This window comes from Kutzneria sp. NPDC051319 (assembly GCF_040682195.1).
In the GTDB taxonomy this organism is placed as follows: Bacteria; Actinomycetota; Actinomycetes; order Mycobacteriales; family Pseudonocardiaceae; genus Kutzneria.
Map to the genome: position 1 here is coordinate 8,389 of NZ_JBFBAM010000039.1, position 19,326 is coordinate 27,714.

At 69.8% G+C, this 19,326-nt stretch carries 1 protein-coding gene; it reads left to right on the forward strand.

All coding sequences use genetic code 11. The features are described 5' to 3' along the window. Positions 1–53: 53 nt before the first annotated feature. Positions 54–19,310, forward strand: coding sequence for an amino acid adenylation domain-containing protein (locus AB0M73_RS30760; protein WP_363897750.1), 19,257 nt, complete (start codon positions 54–56; stop codon positions 19,308–19,310). Positions 19,311–19,326 lie beyond the last annotated feature (16 nt).

The following is a 19,326-nucleotide window of genomic DNA, read 5'->3' on the forward strand; positions in this document are numbered from 1 at the left end:
CTAAGTTTGTGCCCGGTCGCGGGCACCGTGAGCAGCGGGAGGCTGGTCTACCGGTGAGCAACGGTGACGCTGTGCGGCAGGTCGCGGACTTCGGGTTCTGGCTCGATCGCCTTGCCACCGCGCCGAAGGAGCTGCTGCTGCCGGTGGACCGGCCGCACCCGGCCGAGCCCGTGCCGCCGCGGGGCCGCCGCACCCGTGCACTGACGGTGATCGACCGGCTGAACGACGTTTCGGTGATGGCCGGCTTCGCGGCGCTGCTGCACCGGTACGCGGGCACGGCGGACATCGTCTTCGGCACGGGGTCGTTGATCCCGATTCGGGTGGATCTCGGCGGTTCGCCGAGCTTCGCGGAGGTCGAGTCGCGGGTCCGCGCCGCTCGCGCGGAGGCGTTGGCGCACGAGGTCCCATTCAACGAACTGATCGGCGAGCTGCAGCCGGAGCGGGGCCGAGGCGGGGCCGTGCTGGTCAACGTCGGGTTCGACGCGCAGACCGACCTGCCGCTGGATCTGATCGTGTCCCTCGACGGTTCCGTGCTCGAAGCCCGTTACCGCGAGGACGTCCTCGACGGGTCCACGGTGGACCGCATGCTGCGGCACCTGGAGCGGATGCTGCAAGACGCCCTCGACCGTCCACAGTGCCCGATCGGACAGCTGGGCTTGCTGTCGGAGAAGGAGGTTCGGCAACTACTCGTCGACTGGAACGACACCCACCTCGACTCTGGACTCGCCACGCTGCCGGACCTGTTCGCGGCCCGAGTGCGGACAGCACCGGACGCGATTGCCTTGGTGTTCAAGGACGTCCAACTCACCTACGCCGAGCTCGACGCCCGGGCCAACCGCCTCGCGCACGTCCTGATCGGGCACGGCGCCGGCCCGGAGCGTGTGGTCGCGCTGGCCGTGCCGCGGTCGATCGAGATGATCGTCGCCGAGCTGGCCGTGCTCAAGGCCGGGGCCGCGTATCTGCCGCTGGACCAGGACTATCCGGCCGAGCGCATCGCGTTCATGGTGTCCGACGCCGGCCCGGTGTGCGTCGTGACCACGCGCGAACTGGCCGACCGCTTCGACGGCGACGTCGTGCTGCTGGACGAGCTCGATCTGGAGGCCGCGCCGTCGACCGACCCGGCCGCCGAGATCGTGCCGGCCAACGCGGCCTACGTGATCTACACCTCGGGCTCGACGGGCCGGCCCAAGGGCGTCGTGGTGTCACACGCCGGCGTGGCCAAGCTGGTGGCGACGCAGGTGCAGCGCTTCGGGGTCGGGCCGCGGAGCGTCGTGTTGCAGTTCGCGTCGCCGAGTTTTGATGTGGCGTTCTGGGATCTGTGCCTGGGGTTGTTGTCCGGTGGTCGGCTGGTGATTGTGCCGTCCGAGCTGCGCTTCCCGGGCCCCGGGCTCGTGAAGTACGCCCACGCCCACGACGTGAACTTCATGATCCTCCCGCCGGCGCTGCTGGCGGAGCTGCCGGAAGACCTTGATCTGCCGACAGACAGCGTGTTGTTGGCCGGTACGGAGCGTGTGTCGCCGGAGTTGGTGCGGCGGTGGGCGCCGGGTCGGCGGATGTTCAACGCGTACGGTCCGACCGAAGCCACGACGAACTCGACCCTGGGCCTGTGCGATCCGGCGAGCTCCATCGTGCCGATCGGCATCCCGGACCCGGGCACGAAGGCGTATGTGCTGGATGCGGGCCTGCGGCTGGTTCCTCCCGGCGTCGTGGGGGAGCTGTACCTCGCTGGTTCTGGTCTGGCGCGGGGGTATCTGGGGCGGGCAGGGTTGACGTCGGAGCGGTTCGTGGCGGATCCGTTCGGTGATGGCGGGCGGCTGTACCGCACTGGCGATTTAGTTCGCTGGCTGGCCGACGGTCGTCTGGTGTTCCTCGGTCGGGCCGATGACCAGGTCAAGATCCGTGGGTACCGGATCGAACTCGGTGAGATCGAATCGGTGCTCACCGAACACCCGCGGGTGGCGCAGTCGGTGGTGATCGCCCAGGACGGCCGCCTCATCGCCTACGCCGTGCCGGCGGCCGGCCGCGACGGCGAGTCGGAGCTGGAGCACGTCAACGAATGGCATGAGCTGCACGAGGACGTGTTCACCGGCGCCGAATCCGGTGGTATGGAGGAGAACTTCGCCGGCTGGAACTCCAGCTACAGCGGCTCCGAGATCCCCCTGGACGAGATGCGGGAGTGGCACGCGGCGACCGTCGAGCGGATCCTGTCGCTGCGGCCGAAGCGCGTGCTGGAGATCGGTGTCGGCAGCGGCCTGATCGTGTCGAAGGTCGCGCCCGAGGTCGAACAGTATTGGGGCGTCGACCTTTCCGAGAAGGCGGTCGACAATCTGCGGCGGGCGCTGCCGCCGGAGTTGGCGGACAAGGTGCATCTGGCCGCCCGGCCGGCGCACGATCTGGGGGGGCTGTCGGACGAGCCGTTCGACATGGTGATCATCAACTCCGTCGCGCAGTACTTCCCGAGCGCGGACTACCTGACCGACGTGATCGGGAACGTCGCCGCCCGGCTGGCCCCGGGCGGCGTGATCTTCCTCGGTGACATCCGGAATCTGCGGTCCCTCAAGGCTTTCCGGACGGCCACCGAGCTCAGGCACGGCCGCCGCACCATGGCCGCCGTCGAGCAGGCGATCGCCCGGGAGGGCGAGTTGGTGCTCGACCCGGACTTCTTCACCGGCTTCGACGGCCTGGACGACGTCGACGTGCTGGTCAAGCGCGGTGCGGCCCACAACGAACTGACCCGCCACCGTTATGACGTCGTCCTGCGCAAGGCCCCGTGCCGGGCAGTCGAAGAGCAGGTGATCGAGTTCAGTGATCTTGCTGCCGTGGAACGACTTCTGGTCGCCGACCGGCCGGCGCGGCTGCGCGTCACGGACGTGCCGGACGCGCGCCTGTCCGGCGAGCTGGCCGCGGTCCGCGCGCTGCACGAGGCAAACCCGGGTCTGGCTCTCACGGCGCTCGACGGTCGGGCCGGGATCGACCCGGAGGACCTGCACCGACTCGGCGAACGGGTGGGTGCCCGGGTGGCCGTCACGGTGACGGCCGAAGCAGGTTGGCTGGAGGTCGTCTTCTCGAAGGGGGAGGACGGCCCCGCCTACCGGCCGACGCAGGCCAAGACCCGGGCGAACAACCCGGCGGCCCGTCGGGGGACCGCAGGCCTGGTGTCGTCGCTGCGGGCGCATGTGCGGGATCGGTTGCCGCAGTACATGGTGCCGTCGGCGTTCGTGGTCCTGGACCACCTGCCGGTGCTGGCGTCGGGCAAGCTGGACCGCAACGCCCTGCCCCGGCCGGAGCAGCCCTCGGCCGGGCAGGGTCGCGCCGCCCGCAACCCCGTCGAGCAGCTGCTGTGCGAGCTGTTCGCCGACGTCCTGGACGTGCCCCGGGTCGGGCCGGACGACGATTTCTTCGACCTGGGCGGCCATTCGCTGACCGCGACCCGTCTGATCCAGCGCATCCGTTCCGCGGTCGGGGCCGAGGTGCCGGTGCGGGCCGTGTTCGACGCACCGACGGCCGCCGCCCTGTCGATTCAGCTGGCCGGCGCGGTGTCCGGTGTCGAGCGCCCGGCGCTGGTCCGCGTCGAGGATCGGCCGTCGCTGGTCCCGTTGTCCTTTGCACAGCAGCGACTGTGGTTCCTGCACGGGCTCGAAGGCGGGTCGGCGACCTACAACGTGCCGTTCGTCATGCGCCTGTCCGGTGAGCTGGACGTCGAGGCACTGCGCACGGCGCTCGGCGACGTGCTGGACCGGCACGAGGCGCTGCGCACGGTGTTCCCGACCGCGGATGGCGTTCCGCACCAGCATGTTCTGCCGTCGTCGCCGGTCGAGCTGGCCGTGCGGCCCATCGCCGAGTCCGAAGTGGACGCCGCGATCGACGACATCGTGCGCACGGTGTTCGATCTGGAGGCCGGCCCGGTTGTTCGGGCCGAGCTGTTGGCCGTCGACCAGCGTCGGCACGTCTTTGTGCTGGTGGTGCACCACATCGCTGCCGACGGATGGTCAATCGCCCCGCTGTGGCGGGACATCGCCACGGCCTACACGGCCCGCCGCCGCGACGACGTTCCACAGTGGACGCCGCTGCCCGTGCAGTACGTGGATTACACGCTGTGGCAGCGAGATCTGTTGGCCGCCGACGAAGCGGCCCAGCTGGCGTACTGGCGCAAGACACTGGACAGCCTGCCGGAGCGGATCGCGCTGCCGCTGGACCGGCCACACCCGGCCGTGTCCTCGTACCGGGGCGAGCACTTCACCTTCGTCTGGGACGAGGAGTTGCTGACCGGCCTGGCCGACCTCGCCCGGGTGTGCGGCTCCAGCGTGTTCATGGTCGTGCACGCCGGCCTGACGGCCCTGCTGTCCCGGCTCGGCGGCGGCGCCGACATCCCCATCGGCACGCCCATCGCCGGCCGCGCCGATCAGGCGCTGGACGACCTGGTCGGGTTCTTCGTGAACACGTTGGTGCTGCGGGTGAACACCGGCGGCGACCCGTCGTTCCGCGATCTCGTGGCCCGGGTCCGAGAGCGCGGTCTCGACGCCTACGCCCATCAGGACGTGCCGTTCGAGCGGCTGGTCGAGGCGTTGAACCCGACCCGGTCGCTGGCCTACCACCCGCTGTTCCAGACCATGTTGGCCTGGCAGAACACACCCGCGTCCGAGGTGGCGCTGCCCGGGCTGAGCGTCGCCGAGCAGCCGGTCGGCACCGGCACGGCCAAGTTCGACCTGTGGATCTCGCTGACCGAGCGGGCCGACGGCATCCACGGCCAGACCGAGTTCAACGCCGAGGTCTTCGACCGCGCCACCGTCGACGCGATCCTGGGCCGGCTGGTGGTGCTGCTGCGCCAGGTGGTGGCGAACCCGGAACGTCGCCTGAGCAGCCTCGATGTGCTCACCGCGGCGGAGCGGGACCGGCTGGAGACCGTGTGGTCCGGCGCTTCGGCCGAGGTGCCGACGGTGACCGTGCCGGAGTTGTTCGCGGCCCAGGTTGCGAGGACGCCTGATCATCCGGCGCTGTGGTTCGAGGGGGAGGAGCTCAGCTACGCCGAGCTCGATGCCGCCTCCGACCGGCTTGCGCACGCGCTGATCGCGCGGGGTGTGGGGCCGGAGCACGTGGTGGCGCTGGTGTTGCCGCGATCGGTGCACTTGGTGGTGTCGATCCTGGCCGTGCTCAAGGCAGGGGCGGCGTATCTGCCGCTGGACCCGGGCTATCCGGCCGAGCGCATCGAGTTCATGCTGGCCGACGCCACCCCGACGCTGGTATTGACAACAAGTGTTGTCGGCCTGTCCGGGGCTCTGGTGCTGGACGATCCGGCGTTGATCGACGAACTGGCCGGGCTGCCGGCGACGCCGGTCTCCACGGCCTTGAGGCCGGAGAATCCGGCGTATGTGATCTACACGTCGGGGTCGACGGGTAGTCCCAAGGGTGTGGTGGTGCCGCATTCCGGCATCGTGAACCGCCTGCTGTGGATGCAGGACGAGTACGGCTTGCGGGCCGATGATCGTGTGTTGCAGAAGACGCCGTCGAGTTTTGACGTGTCGGTGTGGGAGTTTCTGTGGCCGTTGATCGTCGGTGCGACCGAGGTGGTGGCGCGGCCGGAGGGGCACAAGGATCCGGCGTATCTGGCGCGGTTGATCCGTGAGCAGCAGGTCACCACTGTCCACTTTGTGCCGTCGATGCTTCAGGTGTTCCTTCAGGAGCCGGCGGCAGCGGAGTGCACGAGCCTGCGGCGGGTGGTGTGCTCCGGCGAGGCGTTGCCGCCGGAGGCGGTGGCGCTTTTCCATCGGACGTTGAGGGCCGAGCTGCATAACCTATACGGCCCGACTGAGGCGTCGGTTGACGTGACGGCGTGGCATCTGACGACGGGTGAGCGGACTGTCCCGATTGGACGTCCGGTGTGGAACACCCGCACCTACGTCCTGGATGCGTCGCTGCAACCGGTGCCGCCGGGCACGCCGGGTGAGCTGTATCTGGCCGGTGTGCAGCTGGCCCGGGGGTATCTGGGTCGAGCGGCGTTGACGTCCGAGCGGTTCGTGGCGGATCCCCACGGCGCACCGGGTGCCCGCATGTACCGGACCGGCGACCTGGCCCGGTTCCGTACGGACGGGGTGTTGGAGTTCCTCGGCCGTGGGGACGAGCAGGTCAAGATCCGGGGGTTCCGGATCGAGCCTGGGGAGATCGCCGCGACGCTGGCCAGCCATGATGGTGTGGCCCACGCGGTTGTCATCCCGCGCGAGGACCGGCCCGGCGATGTGCGGCTGGTCGGCTACGTCGTCCCGGCGGCCGAGAACGCGGAGCCGGTCGAGCAGACCGAGCAGGTCGGCGAGTGGCGCGAGCTGTACGACTCCATGTACGCCACCGAGAGCGCTGACGGCGACGACTTCACCGGCTGGAACTCCAGCTACACCGGCGAGCCCATTCCGCTCGACGACATGCGGGAGTGGCGGGACGCGATCGTGGCCCGGATCGCCGAGCTGCGGCCGCGCCGGGTACTGGAGCTGGGCGTCGGCACCGGCCTGCTGCTGACCGAGCTCGCCCCGCACTGCGAAAGCTACTGGGGCACCGACTTTTCGGCCCAGGTCATCGCCTCGCTGGGCCGCCGGGTCGAGGCCAACCCCGCGCTGGCCGGCAAGGTCGAGCTCCGCACCGCCGACGCCGCCGACCTCTCGGCCCTGCCCCAGGGCTACTTCGACACCATCATCCTCAACTCCGTCGTCCAGTACTTCCCCAGCGGCACCTACCTGCTCAACGTGCTCCTCGGCGCCCTGGCCCTGCTTGCCCCCGGCGGCGCCGTGGTCATCGGCGACGTCCGTGACCTCCGCCAGGTCCGGGCCTTCCACACCGCCGTCGCCGTGGCCCGGGGCGAGGAAGACCGCATCGAACAGCGTCTGTTGCGCGAGAAGGAACTGCTCGTAGCGCCTGAGTTCTTCGCCGGCATCGAGGGCATTGCCGGCGCCGACATTCGGGTCAAGCGGGGCCGGGCGGTCAACGAGCTCACCCAGTACCGCTACGACGTCGTCCTGCACACCGACCCCCAGCGCGTCCGGCCGGTCACCGCAAACGCTTTCGTCTGGGGCACAGACGTATCCACGGTGAACGAGGTCGCCGCGCTGCTCGACAGCGGCACCGAACTCCGGATCAACGGCGCGCCCAATGCCCGCACCGCCAACGGCATCGACCCCGAAGACTGGTACCGCCTCGGCTCCAGCCTGGGTCGCCGCACTGCGGTGACCTGGTCCGAAGCCGGCGACGGCTCGGTCGACGTGGTGTTCGCGGCGGATGACCGCTTCCCCGTCGGCGCGTTCCGGCCCGGCGGTGAACGGCTGCTGTCGTACACCGGGAACCCCGGGCGATTCCGCCGAATCACGGGACTGACCACCCAGCTCCGGGCGCTGGCCGCGGAGCGGCTGCCCGAGCACATGGTGCCGTCGGCGATCGTGGTCCTGGACGCGCTGCCGGTGACGGCCAACGGGAAGCTCGATCGACGGGCGCTGCCGTCGCCGGATCCGGTGGCGGCGACCTCGGACCGGGAGCCGGCGAGCGCGGCCGAGCGGCAGCTGTGCGCACTGTTCGCGGAGATCCTCGGCCTGCCAAGGGTGGGCCCGGACGACAGCTTCTTCGAACTCGGTGGCCACTCGCTGCTCGCCACCCGGCTCATCGCGCGGGTGCGGGCCGAGTTCGGGGTTGAGCTGGAGGTGCGGTCGGTGTTCGAGACGCCGACCGCGGCGGGCCTGGCCGGCCGGCTGGGCACGGCGGGCATGGCCTCGCGTCCGTCGCCGACCCGGCGCGCAAGGCCGGAGCTGGTGCCGCTGTCCGGCGCCCAGCGTCGACTGTGGTTCCTCGACCAGTTCGAAGGACCGTCCGCCACTTACAACGTGCCGCTGATCATGCGACTCGAAGGCGACCTCGACATCGACGCGCTGGCCGTCGCACTGTCCGATGTGGTCGGTCGACACGAGGCACTGCGGACCCGGTTTCCGCAGCGCGACGGCATTCCGTATCAGGACATCCTGGACGATGCCAGCGTGACCCTGCGCCTGCGCGAGATCGCCCCGGAAGACTTCGACGAGGTGCTGACCGGTCTGGTGCGCGGGCCGTTCGACCTCGAACGACACGTGCCGATGCGTACGGAACTCCTGCGGCTGGGCGAGCGAGAACACGTGCTGGCCCTGGTGTTCCATCACATCGCCTCCGACGGTTGGTCGATGGCCCCGCTCTGGCGCGACATCGCCACCGCCTACACCGCCCGCCTCGACGGCCAGGCTCCACAGTGGACCGAGCTGCCCGTCCAGTACGCGGACTACACGCTATGGCAGCACGAACTGCTCGGCAGCGAGGACGACCCGGACAGTGTGCTGTCGGCGCAGCTGGACTACTGGCGTGACACGCTGGACGGTCTGCCGGAGCGGATCCAGCTGCCGCTGGACCGGCCGCACCCAGCGACCGCGACTTTCCGGGGAGAGCTGCACACCTTCGCCTGGGACGCCGACCTCCACGTCGGCCTGGCGGCCCTGGCCCGCGAGGCCGGGGCCAGCGTGTTCATGGTCGTGCACGCGGCACTGGCCGCGCTGCTCACGCGGCTGGGCGCCGGCACCGACGTGCCCATCGGCTCGCCCATCGCCGGCCGCACCGATCAGGCCCTCGATGAGCTGGTCGGGTTCTTCGTCAACACGTTGGTGCTGCGCATCGACACCGCCGGCGAGCCTTCGTTCCGCGAGCTGATCGGACGCGTGCGGGAGCGCAACCTCGACGCCTACGCCCATCAGGACGTGCCCTTCGAGCGGCTGGTCGAGGTGCTCAACCCGACCCGGTCGCTCTCGTACCACCCGCTGTTCCAGGTGATGATCGCCGGCCAGAACAATGCCCGCGCCGAGGTCGTGCTGCCGGGGCTGGCGATCAGCGGGGTCCCGGTGACCACCGGCACCTCCAAGTTCGACCTGTCGATCTCGCTGACCGAGCGGGACAACGGCATCGGCGGCGTGCTGGAGTTCAACACCGACGTCTTCGACGACACCGGGGCCAGTGCGATCCTGTGGCGGCTGGAAGTGTTGCTGCGGGCGGCACTGGCCGCGCCGGACCGTCCGATCGGCGCGCTCGACCTGCTGGCCGGCGACGAACGCGACCGGGTGTTGACGCAGTGGGCCGGCTGCCTCGACCCGGCCGGCACCGAGACGTTCCCGGGTCTGTTCGCCCGGCGCGTGGCCGAGGCGCCGGACAAGGTGGCGCTGGTCTTCGACGACGTCCAGTTGACCTACGCGGAGCTGGACGCGCGGGCGAACCAGTTGGCGCGCCTGCTGATCGAGCGCGGCGCTGGCCCGGAGCGGGTCGTGGGGCTCGCGGTGCCCCGGTCGGCCGAGATGATCATCGCCGAGCTGGCCGTGCTCAAGTCGGGGGCGGCCTATCTGCCGCTGGACGCCGACTACCCGGCCGACCGAATCGCGTTCATGGTCGAGGACTCAGCCCCGGTGTGCATCGTCACGACCACCGAGGTCGAAGCCAAGCTGCCGGCGGACGTGGTCCGCGTGTTCGTGAACGACCCAGCACTGGCTGATATGTCCACTGTGGATCCCGGGATCACCATTCGGCCGGAGAACGCGGCGTACGTGATCTACACCTCGGGCTCGTCCGGTCGCCCCAAGGGTGTTGTGCTGCAACACTCCGGCGTGACCAAGCTCGTCGCCACGCAGGTCGAGCGGTTCGGTGTCGGGCCGCGGAGCGTGGTGTTGCAGTTCGCGTCGCCGAGCTTTGACGTGGCGTTCTGGGATCTGTGCCTGGGGTTGTTGTCCGGTGGTCGGCTGGTGGTGGTGCCGACGGAGTTGCGGTTCCCAGGGGCAGGGCTGGTGGACTACGCGTTCGCCAACGACGTCAACTTCATGATCTTGCCGCCGGCTTTGCTGGCGGAGATGCCCGAGGAATTGGATCTGCCCCGGGACAGCGTGCTTCTCGCTGGCACGGAGCGTGTGTCGCCGGAGTTGGTGCGGCGGTGGGCGCCGGGTCGGCGGATGTTCAACGCGTACGGTCCGACCGAGGCGACGACGAACTCGACGCTGGGCTTGTGTGATCCCGAGAGCTCGATCGTGCCGATCGGCGTTCCCGATCCCGGCACGAAGGCGTATGTGCTCGATGCGGGCCTGCGGCTGGTTCCTCCCGGCGTGGTCGGCGAGCTCTACCTCGCGGGTTCTGGTCTGGCGCGGGGGTATCTGGGGCGGGCAGGGTTGACGTCGGAGCGGTTCGTGGCGGATCCGTTCGGTGATGGCGGGCGGCTGTACCGTACCGGTGACCTGGTGCGATGGCTGCCCGACGGCCGCCTGGTGTTCCTCGGCCGGGCCGATGACCAGGTCAAGATCCGCGGGTACCGGATCGAGCTCGGCGAGATCGAGTCCGTGCTGGTGGAGCACGAGCAGATCGGCCAGTCGGTGGTGATCGCCCAGGGCGGGCGGCTGCTGGCCTACGTGGTCCCGGCGGCCTCGCGCGACGAGGAGGCCGAGCTCAGCCACGTCGACGAATGGCATGAGCTGCACGAGGACGTGTTCGCCGATGCGGCCGCCGGTGGTATGGAGGAGAACTTCGCCGGCTGGAACTCCAGCTACGACGGCACCGCCATTCCCCTCGACCAGATGCGGGAATGGCACGCGGCGACCGTCGAGCGGATCTTGTCGCTGCGGCCGCGCCGGGTGCTGGAGATCGGCGTCGGCAGCGGCCTGATCGTGTCGCGGATCGCGCCTCACGCCGATGAGTACTGGGGCGTCGACCTTTCCGAGAAGGCGGTCGACAATCTGCGCCGGGCCCTGCCACCGGAGCTGGCGGCCAAGGTGCATCTGGCCGCCAGCCCGGCGCACGACCTCGGCGAGCTGCCGGAAGAGCCTTTCGACACGGTGATCATCAACTCCGTCGCACAGTACTTCCCGAGCACCGAGTACCTGGCCGAGGTGATCCGCACGGCCGGTGCGCACCTCCGTCCTGGCGGCGTGATCTTCCTTGGCGACATCCGGAACCTTCGCTCGCTCAAGGCCTTCCGTACCGGCACCGAGCTGCGCCAAGGCCGTCGCACCATGGCCGCCGTCGAGCAGGCGATCGCCCGTGAGGGTGAGCTCGTGCTCGACCCGGACTACTTCGCCGGGTTCGAAGGTTTCGACGACGTCGACGTCTGGGTGAAGCGGGGCCACGCCCACAACGAGCTCACCCGGCACCGCTATGACGTGATCATGCGCAAGGCCGCGAAGCCGGCCCCGGTCGAGGAACACGTCGCCTCCTTCGACACGATCGAGGACGCCAAACGTTTGCTGTCCGAGCGGCCGGGGCGTTTGCGCCTGACCGGTGTGCCCAACGCCCGGCTGTCGGGCGAGCTCGCGGCGATCACCGCGCTGGCCGTCGGCGACAACGAGACCGCGCTGTCCGCATTGGACGAACGAGACGGCGTGGATCCCGAGTCACTGCAAGCGCTTGCGGTGAGCCTCGGCTATCAGATGTATGCGACCGTCACGGCCGATGTCGGCCTTCTGGAGGTCGTGTTCACCACCGGTGCGCCGACTCGCATCCACCGGGCCCGGCCGGTCCGGGCCGCCCGCGCGGCTCTGGGCAACAACCCGGCCGGCCAGCGGGATCACAGCGCGTTGGTCGCCGCGCTGCGTGCCCATGTGCGAGATCGCCTGCCGCAGTACATGATGCCGTCGGCCTATGTGGTGCTGGACCGGCTGCCGCTGCTGGCGTCCGGCAAGTTGGACCGCCGGGCCCTGCCCAGCGCCGACGAGCGGGAGGCCGCCGCCGGCCGTGCGCCGCGGACCCCGGTCGAGGAGGTCCTCTGTGGACTGTTCGCCGAGGTCCTGGACGTCGCCTCGGTCGGTATCGACGACGACTTCTTTTCCCTGGGCGGCCATTCGCTGATGGCCACCCGCCTGGTGGCCCGGCTCCGTTCGGTGTTCGGTGTCGAGCTCCAGCTGCGGTCGGTGTTCGAGACCCCGACCGTGGCCGGTCTGGCCGGCCTACTGTCCACGGCGGACTCCGCAATGGCCCGGCCGGCGCTGGTCCGGGCCGACCCGCGGCCGGAGGTGCTGCCGCTGTCGTTCGCCCAGCAGCGCCTGTGGTTCCTGCACCGCTTCGAGGGCCGGTCTGCGACGTACAACATGCCGGCGGCGGTCCGGCTCAACGGTGACCTCGATGTGGCGGCGCTGCGGTTGGCGTTGCGGGACATCGTCGAGCGGCATGAGGCGCTGCGCACGGTGTTCCCCGAGATCGACGGCGAGGCCCGGCAGCTCGTCCTCGACGACGTCGACGTGCCGCTGCCCATCCGCGCGGTCACAGAGGGGAAGCTCGCCGATGCGGTGTCGGAGGCGGCGGCCACGGTGTTCCGGCTGGAGTCCGAGATCCAGTTCCGGGTGACGCTGTTCCGGCTGAGTGAGCGCGAGCACGTGCTGCTGATGATGTTCCACCATATCGCCGGCGACGGCTGGTCGATGGCCCCGCTGTGGCGGGACCTCGGCATCGCCTACACGGCTCGCAGCCGCGGTCATGCTCCACAGTGGACTCCGTTGCCCGTCCAGTACGTCGATTTCACGCTGTGGCAGCGGGAGGCCCTCGGCGACGCGGTGATCGAGCCGCAGCTGGACTACTGGCGTCGGGCGTTGGCCGGCCTGCCGGAGCGGATCGAGCTGCCGACCACCCGGCCGCATCCGGCGGTGTCGTCATACCAGGGCGAGCACTTCACGTTCGAGTGGGACGCCGAGCTGCACCGGGGCATCGCCGAGCTGGCGCTGTCCTGTGGCGCCACGGTGTTCATGGTCGTGCACGCCGCGTTGACGGCGCTGTTGTCCCGGTTGGGTGCCGGCAGCGACATCCCGATCGGCACGTCCGTCGCCGGCCGGACCGATGAGGCGTTGGACGAGCTCGTCGGCTTTTTCGTGAACATGCTGGTGTTGCGGGTCGACACCGGCGGCGATCCGTCGTTCCGCGACCTGCTGGCCCGGGTCCGCGACCGCAACCTCGATGCCCACGCCCATCAGGACGTGCCGTTCGAGCGGCTGGTCGAGGCCCTGAACCCGGTCCGGTCGATGACGCACCACCCGCTGTTCCAGACGATGCTGTCGTGGCAGAACAACGTCGTCGCGGACATCGACCTGCCCGGCCTGACGGCCGAGGAGGAGCCGGTCTCGACCGGCACTTCTCGCGCGGACCTGGTGTTTTTCGTCGGCGAGCGCCCCGGCCGGCTCACCGGCATCCGTGGCTCGGCCGAGTACAACAGCGACGTCTTCGACCGTGCCGACGTGGAAGCCCTGCTGGCCCGGCTGGTGTCGCTGCTGCGGCAGGTGGTCGCCGCCCCCGACAGCCGGCTTGGCGCGCTGGACGTCCTGACGGATTCTGAGCGAGACCGCCTGGACACCGTGTGGTCCGGTGAGGTGGCCGATGTGCCGGCGGTGACCGTGCCGGAGCTGTTCGCGGCGCAGGCCCTGCGGACGCCCAATCACCCGGCCTTGGTGTTCGAGGGGGAACAGCTCACCTATGTCGAGCTGGACGAGGCCTCGAACCGGCTGGCCCATGAGCTGATCGCGCGGGGTGCCGGGCCGGAACGAGTGGTGGCGCTCGTGCTGCCACGGTCGGTGCACCTCGTGGTGGGCATCCTGGCCGTATTGAAGGCAGGGGCGGCGTATCTGCCGGTCGACCCGGCCTATCCGGCCGAGCGCATCGAGTTCATGCTGGCCGACGCCCAGCCGGCCCTGGTGTTGACAACATCTGTTGTCGGCATTTCGGGCGCGCTGCTGCTGGACGATCTGGCCACTGCTTCAGGCCGGCCGACGGCGCCCGTGTCGACGGCCTTGAGGCCGGAGAATCCGGCGTATGTGATCTATACGTCGGGGTCGACGGGTCGTCCGAAGGGTGTGGTGGTGCCGCATTCGGGCATCGTGAACCGGTTGTTGTGGATGCAGGGTGAGTACGGCCTGCAGGCCGATGACAAGGTGTTGCAGAAGACGCCGTCGAGTTTTGATGTTTCGGTGTGGGAGTTTCTGTGGCCGTTGATCGTTGGTGTGACCGAGGTGGTGGCGCGGCCGGAGGGGCACAAGGATCCGGCGTATCTGGCGCGGTTGATCCGTGAGCAGCAGGTCACCACTGTCCACTTTGTGCCGTCGATGCTTCAGGTCTTCTTGCAGGAGCCCGGGGCGGCTGAGTGTGTGAGTCTGCGGCGGGTGGTGTGCTCCGGTGAGGTGTTGCCGCCGGAGGCGGTCGCGTTGTTCCATCGGACGCTTTCTGCGGAACTGCACAATCTGTATGGTCCGACTGAGGCGTCGGTTGACGTCACGGCGTGGCATTTGAAGACGGCTGAGCGGACTGTCCCGATTGGACGCCCGGTGTGGAACACCCGGGCTTATGTCCTGGACGGGTCGCTGCGGCCGGTGCCGCCGGGTACGCCGGGTGAGCTGTATCTGGCTGGTGTGCAGTTGGCCCGTGGGTATCTGGGGCGTGCGGCGTTGACGTCCGAGCGGTTCGTGGCGGATCCCCATGGCGTACCGGGTGCCCGCATGTACCGCACTGGCGACCTGGCTCGCTTCCGTACGGACGGGGTGTTGGAGTTCCTTGGGCGTGGGGACGAGCAGGTCAAGATCCGGGGGTTCCGGATCGAACCCGGTGAGATCGAGGCCGTGCTGGTCCAGAACCCGGCCGTCGCCCACGCCATTGTCATCCCGCGCGAGGACCGGCCCGGCGACGTGCGACTCGTCGGCTATGTCGTGCCGGCTGCCGACGCCCATGCCGAGACCGAGGAACAGGTTGGCGAGTGGCGCGAGCTGTACGACTCCATGTACGCCACGCCCGTGCCGGACGGCGACAACTTCATCGGTTGGAACTCCAGCTACACCGGCGAACCCTTGTCGCTCGCGGAGATGCGCGAGTGGCGGGACGCCGTGGTGGCCCGTATTCGCGAGCTGCGACCCCACCGCGTCCTGGAAATCGGAGTCGGCACCGGTCTGCTACTCACCGAGCTGGCCCCCGAGTGCGAAAGCTACTGGGGCACCGACCTTTCCGGCGAGGTCATCGCCGCCCTCGGCCGCCGCGTCGCCGCCGACCCGGCGCTGGCCGGCAAGGTCGAGCTCCGCATCGCCGAGGCCGCCGCGCTCGGCGACTTTCCCACTGGCTTCTTCGACACCATCGTGCTCAACTCTGTCGTCCAGTACTTCCCCAACGGCGCCTACCTGCTTGACGTGCTTCGTAATGCCCTGTCCCTCCTCGCCCCCGGCGGCGCCGTGGTCATCGGCGACGTTCGTGACCTCCGTCAGGTCCGGGCCTTCCACACCGCCGTCGCCGCAGCCCGCGGCGACGAGCGCCTGATCGAGCAGCTCCTCATGCGCGAAAAGGAACTCCTCGTCGCCCCCGAGTTCTTCGCCGGCATCGACAACATCGCCGGCTCCGACATCCGGGTCAAGCGGGGCCGGGCGGTCAACGAGCTCACCCAGTACCGCTACGACGTCGTCCTGCACACCGACCCCCGCCGCGTCCAACCCGTCACCGCCAATGCCCTCGCCTGGGGCGCCGATGTGTCCACAGTGGAACAGGTCGCCGCACTCCTCAACGAAGGCACCGAGATCCGCGTCAACAACGTGCCCAACGCCCGCATTGCCGACGGCACCGACCCTGAGGACTGGTACCGGCTCGGCGATCGCGTGGGTCGGCGAACCGTGGTCACGTGGTCGGCAACTGGCGACGGCTCAGTGGATGTGGTGTTCGCGGCGGATGAGCGGTTCCCGGTGAATGCCTTTGCGCCGGGGACCGAACAGCTGCTGTCGTACACGAGAAACCCGGGGCGATTCAGGCGCGTGGCGGGGCTGGCGGCGGAGCTGAGGGCCAGGGTGGGGGAACGGCTGCCGGAGCACATGGTGCCGTCGGCGATCGTGGTGCTGGAGCAGATTCCGCTGACCGCCAACGGAAAACTTGATCGGCGGGCGTTGCCGGCGCCGGCGGTGCACATGACGGACCGGGCGCCGAGGACGCCGGTGGAGCAAGCGCTGTGCGAGCTGTTCGCGGATGTCCTTGGGGTGCCGGCGGTGGGAGCGGACGACAGCTTCTTCGACCTGGGCGGGCACTCGCTGCTGGCGACCCGGCTGGTCAGCCGGATCCGGGCGATGCTGGGGGTGGAAGCGCAGATCCGGACGGTGTTCGACGCGCCGACGCCGGCCCGGCTGGCGGAGCTGCTGGACGCGGGCCGGGAGCGGCGGCGGGCGCTCACGCGGGTGGCGCGGCCGGAGGTGCTGCCGCTGTCCTTTGCGCAGCAGCGGCTCTGGTTCCTCGACCGGCTTGACGGCCTCAACCCGACGTACAACATCGCCTGGGCGTGGGAGCTGAACGGACCGGTCGACACGGGTGCGCTGATGCAGGCGCTGGCCGATGTGGTCGCCCGGCACGAGATCCTGCGCACGATCATCGTCGAGGAGAACGGCACGCCGAGGCAGGTCGTGCTGGACGAAGCGATCCCGGTGCTGGAAACCGAGACAGTGCGCGAAGAACAGCTCACCGAGCGGGTAGCGGCAGCGGCGAGCTACTGCTTCCGGCTGGACGCGGAGATCCCGATCCGGGCCAGCCTGATCTCGACCGGACCGCGACGGCACGTGATTATGCTGCTGGTTCACCACATTGCCGGCGACGGCTGGTCGATGTCCCCGCTCAAGCGAGACCTGGACACCGCCTACACCGCCCGCCGCGGCGGACAGGCTCCACAGTGGACTCCGCTGCCCGTGCAGTACGTGGACTACACGCTGTGGCAGCGCGAAGTCTTCGGTCGGACCGACGATCCGGACAGCCTGCTCGGTCAGCAGGCCGCGTTCTGGCGGGACACCCTGGCCGGCATCCCCGACGAGCTCACGCTGCCGGCGGACCGGCAACGCCCGGCCCGCGCCACCAACCGCGGCGGCGTGGTGCCGTTCACCGTGCCGGCGGAGGTGCACCGAAGGCTCCGCGAACTCGCGAACGGCAGCGACACCAGCACGTTCATGGTGTTGCAGGCGGCGCTGGCCGCCCTGCTGACCCGGCTCGGCGCGGGGACCGACATTCCGCTCGGCACGCCCGTCGCCGGCCGCACCGATCACGCGCTGGAGGATCTGGCCGGGTTCTTCGTCAACACGCTCGTACTGCGCACGGACACCGAGGGCGATCCGACATTCCGCCAGCTGCTGTCCCGAGTGCGGGAAGCCGACCTGGCCGCCTACGCGCACCAGGACCTGCCGTTCGAGCACCTGGTCGAAGTGCTCAACCCGCCGCGCTCGCTGGCCCGGCACCCGCTGTTCCAGGTCATGCTGGCCGTCTACCATGCCAACGGCGGGCCGGAGCAGCTGCTGGGCCTGCCGGCGTCCTGGCGGGACACGGGCCTGCGGCAGGCCAAGTTCGACCTGTCCTTCGACATGATCGAGACCGCCGGCTCGGACGGCATCGACGGCGAGCTGGAGTACAGCCTCGACCTGTTCGACGAGGCGACCGCCCGGAGCCTCGGGCAACGCCTGGTCCGGCTGATGACCGCCGTCGTGGCCGATCCGGATCGGCCGCTGAGCCGCATCGATGTGCTGGAAACCGATGAACGGCAACAGATCCTGCACGAGTGGGGCGTCGGCGAGCGGCTCACCATGACCTCGCCGACGGTCGTGGACCGGCTCGCCGCGCAGGTTGCCGCCACGCCCAAGGCGATCGCCCTGAGCGACGCCAACGGCAGCACCACCTTTGCGGAGTTCGCGGCAACGACCGACCGCCTCGCCCGCTGGCTCACCAGCCACGGTGCCGGCCCGGAAGTCGTTGTGGCGCTGGTGTTGCCGCGTTCCGCCGCCGTGGTCGAGGCGATCTTCGGCGTCTTCAAGGCGGGTGCGGCCTACCTGCCGGTGGACCCCGACCAGCCGGTCGAACGCCTCGCCGCGCTGCTGGACGATGCCGATGCAAAACTGGTCATCACCACCCGCGGGCTCGCGGATCGACTGCCTGGCCGGCAAGTCCTGTTCGTTGAGGACATTGTGGACAGTGACGCCGTCCTCACGCCGCCGTCCCCCGGGAACCCCGCCTATGTGCTCTACACGTCCGGTTCGACGGGCAAGCCCAAGGGCGTGGTGATCCCGCACGCCGGGCTGGTGAACCTGTTCCACAGCCACCGCGAAACCCTCTACCGCCCGGCCGTGGCCAAGGCCGGCGGGCGACAGCTGCGGGTCGGGCACGCCTGGGCGTTCTTCTTCGACGCCTCCTGGCAGCCGCAGCTGTGGATGCTCGACGGGCACGAGGTGCACGTCGTCGACGACGACACCCGCCGCGACCCGGACCGGCTGGCGGCGGTGGTGATCGACCGCCGGCTCGACTTCATCGAGCTCACCCCGTCGCACTTCGCCCAGCTCGCCGCCGCCGGCGTGATCAAGGACGGCAAGTGCTCCCTCGGCGCGATCGGCGTCGGCGGCGAGGCCGTTCCGCAGCCGCTGTGGGAGACCTTCCAGTCGTTGGCCGGCACGGAGTCGTACAACCTGTACGGCCCGACCGAGGCCACTGTCGACGCCCTCGTCGGCCGGATCCGGGACTCCGAACGGCCCGTGGTCGGCCGCCCGGTCGCCAATGCCCGCGCCTACGTCCTCGACGATCACCTGAACCCGGTGCCGGTCGGCGTCCGGGGCGAGCTCTACCTTGCCGGCGCCGGGCTGGCCCGCGGCTACCTCGGGCGGCCGGAGCTCACCGCCGAGCGCTTCGTGGCCGATCCCTTTGGTGCGCCAGGGGATCGCATGTATCGCACCGGCGACCTCGCCCGCTGGACGCCCGACGGTCAGGTCGACTACCTCGGTCGCGGCGACGACCAGGTCAAGATCCGCGGCTTCCGCATCGAACCCGCCGAGATCGAGACCGCTCTCGTGCGGCTGCCGGAGGTCGACCAGGCCCTCGTGATCGTTCGCGAGGACCGCCCGGGGGACAAGCGCCTCGTCGCCTACACCACCCCGGCCGGTGTTGACCCGCAGGAACTCCGCCGGGCGTTGTCCCGCTCGTTGCCGGAGTACATGGTGCCCGCGGCGATCGTGCCGTTGGACGCCTTCCCCGTCACCCGCAACGGCAAGCTCGACCGCGCCGCCCTACCCGTGCCCGAACTCAGTTCCGCCGGCCGTCAACCGGCCACGCCGGTGGAAGGCGCCCTGTGCGAGGTCTTCGCCGAGGTGCTGGGGCTGGAGTCCGTCGGCGCCGACGACGACCTGTTCTCCCTCGGCGGTCACTCGATGCTGTTGGTGCTGCTGCGCAACAGGATCGCCGAGCGGGTGGGGGTGGACGTCCCGATCGCCGAGTTCTTCCGTACGCCGACGGCCGCGGGGTTGGCGGCGTCGGTGGAGGAAAGCCAATGACCCGCGGCGAGGTCTC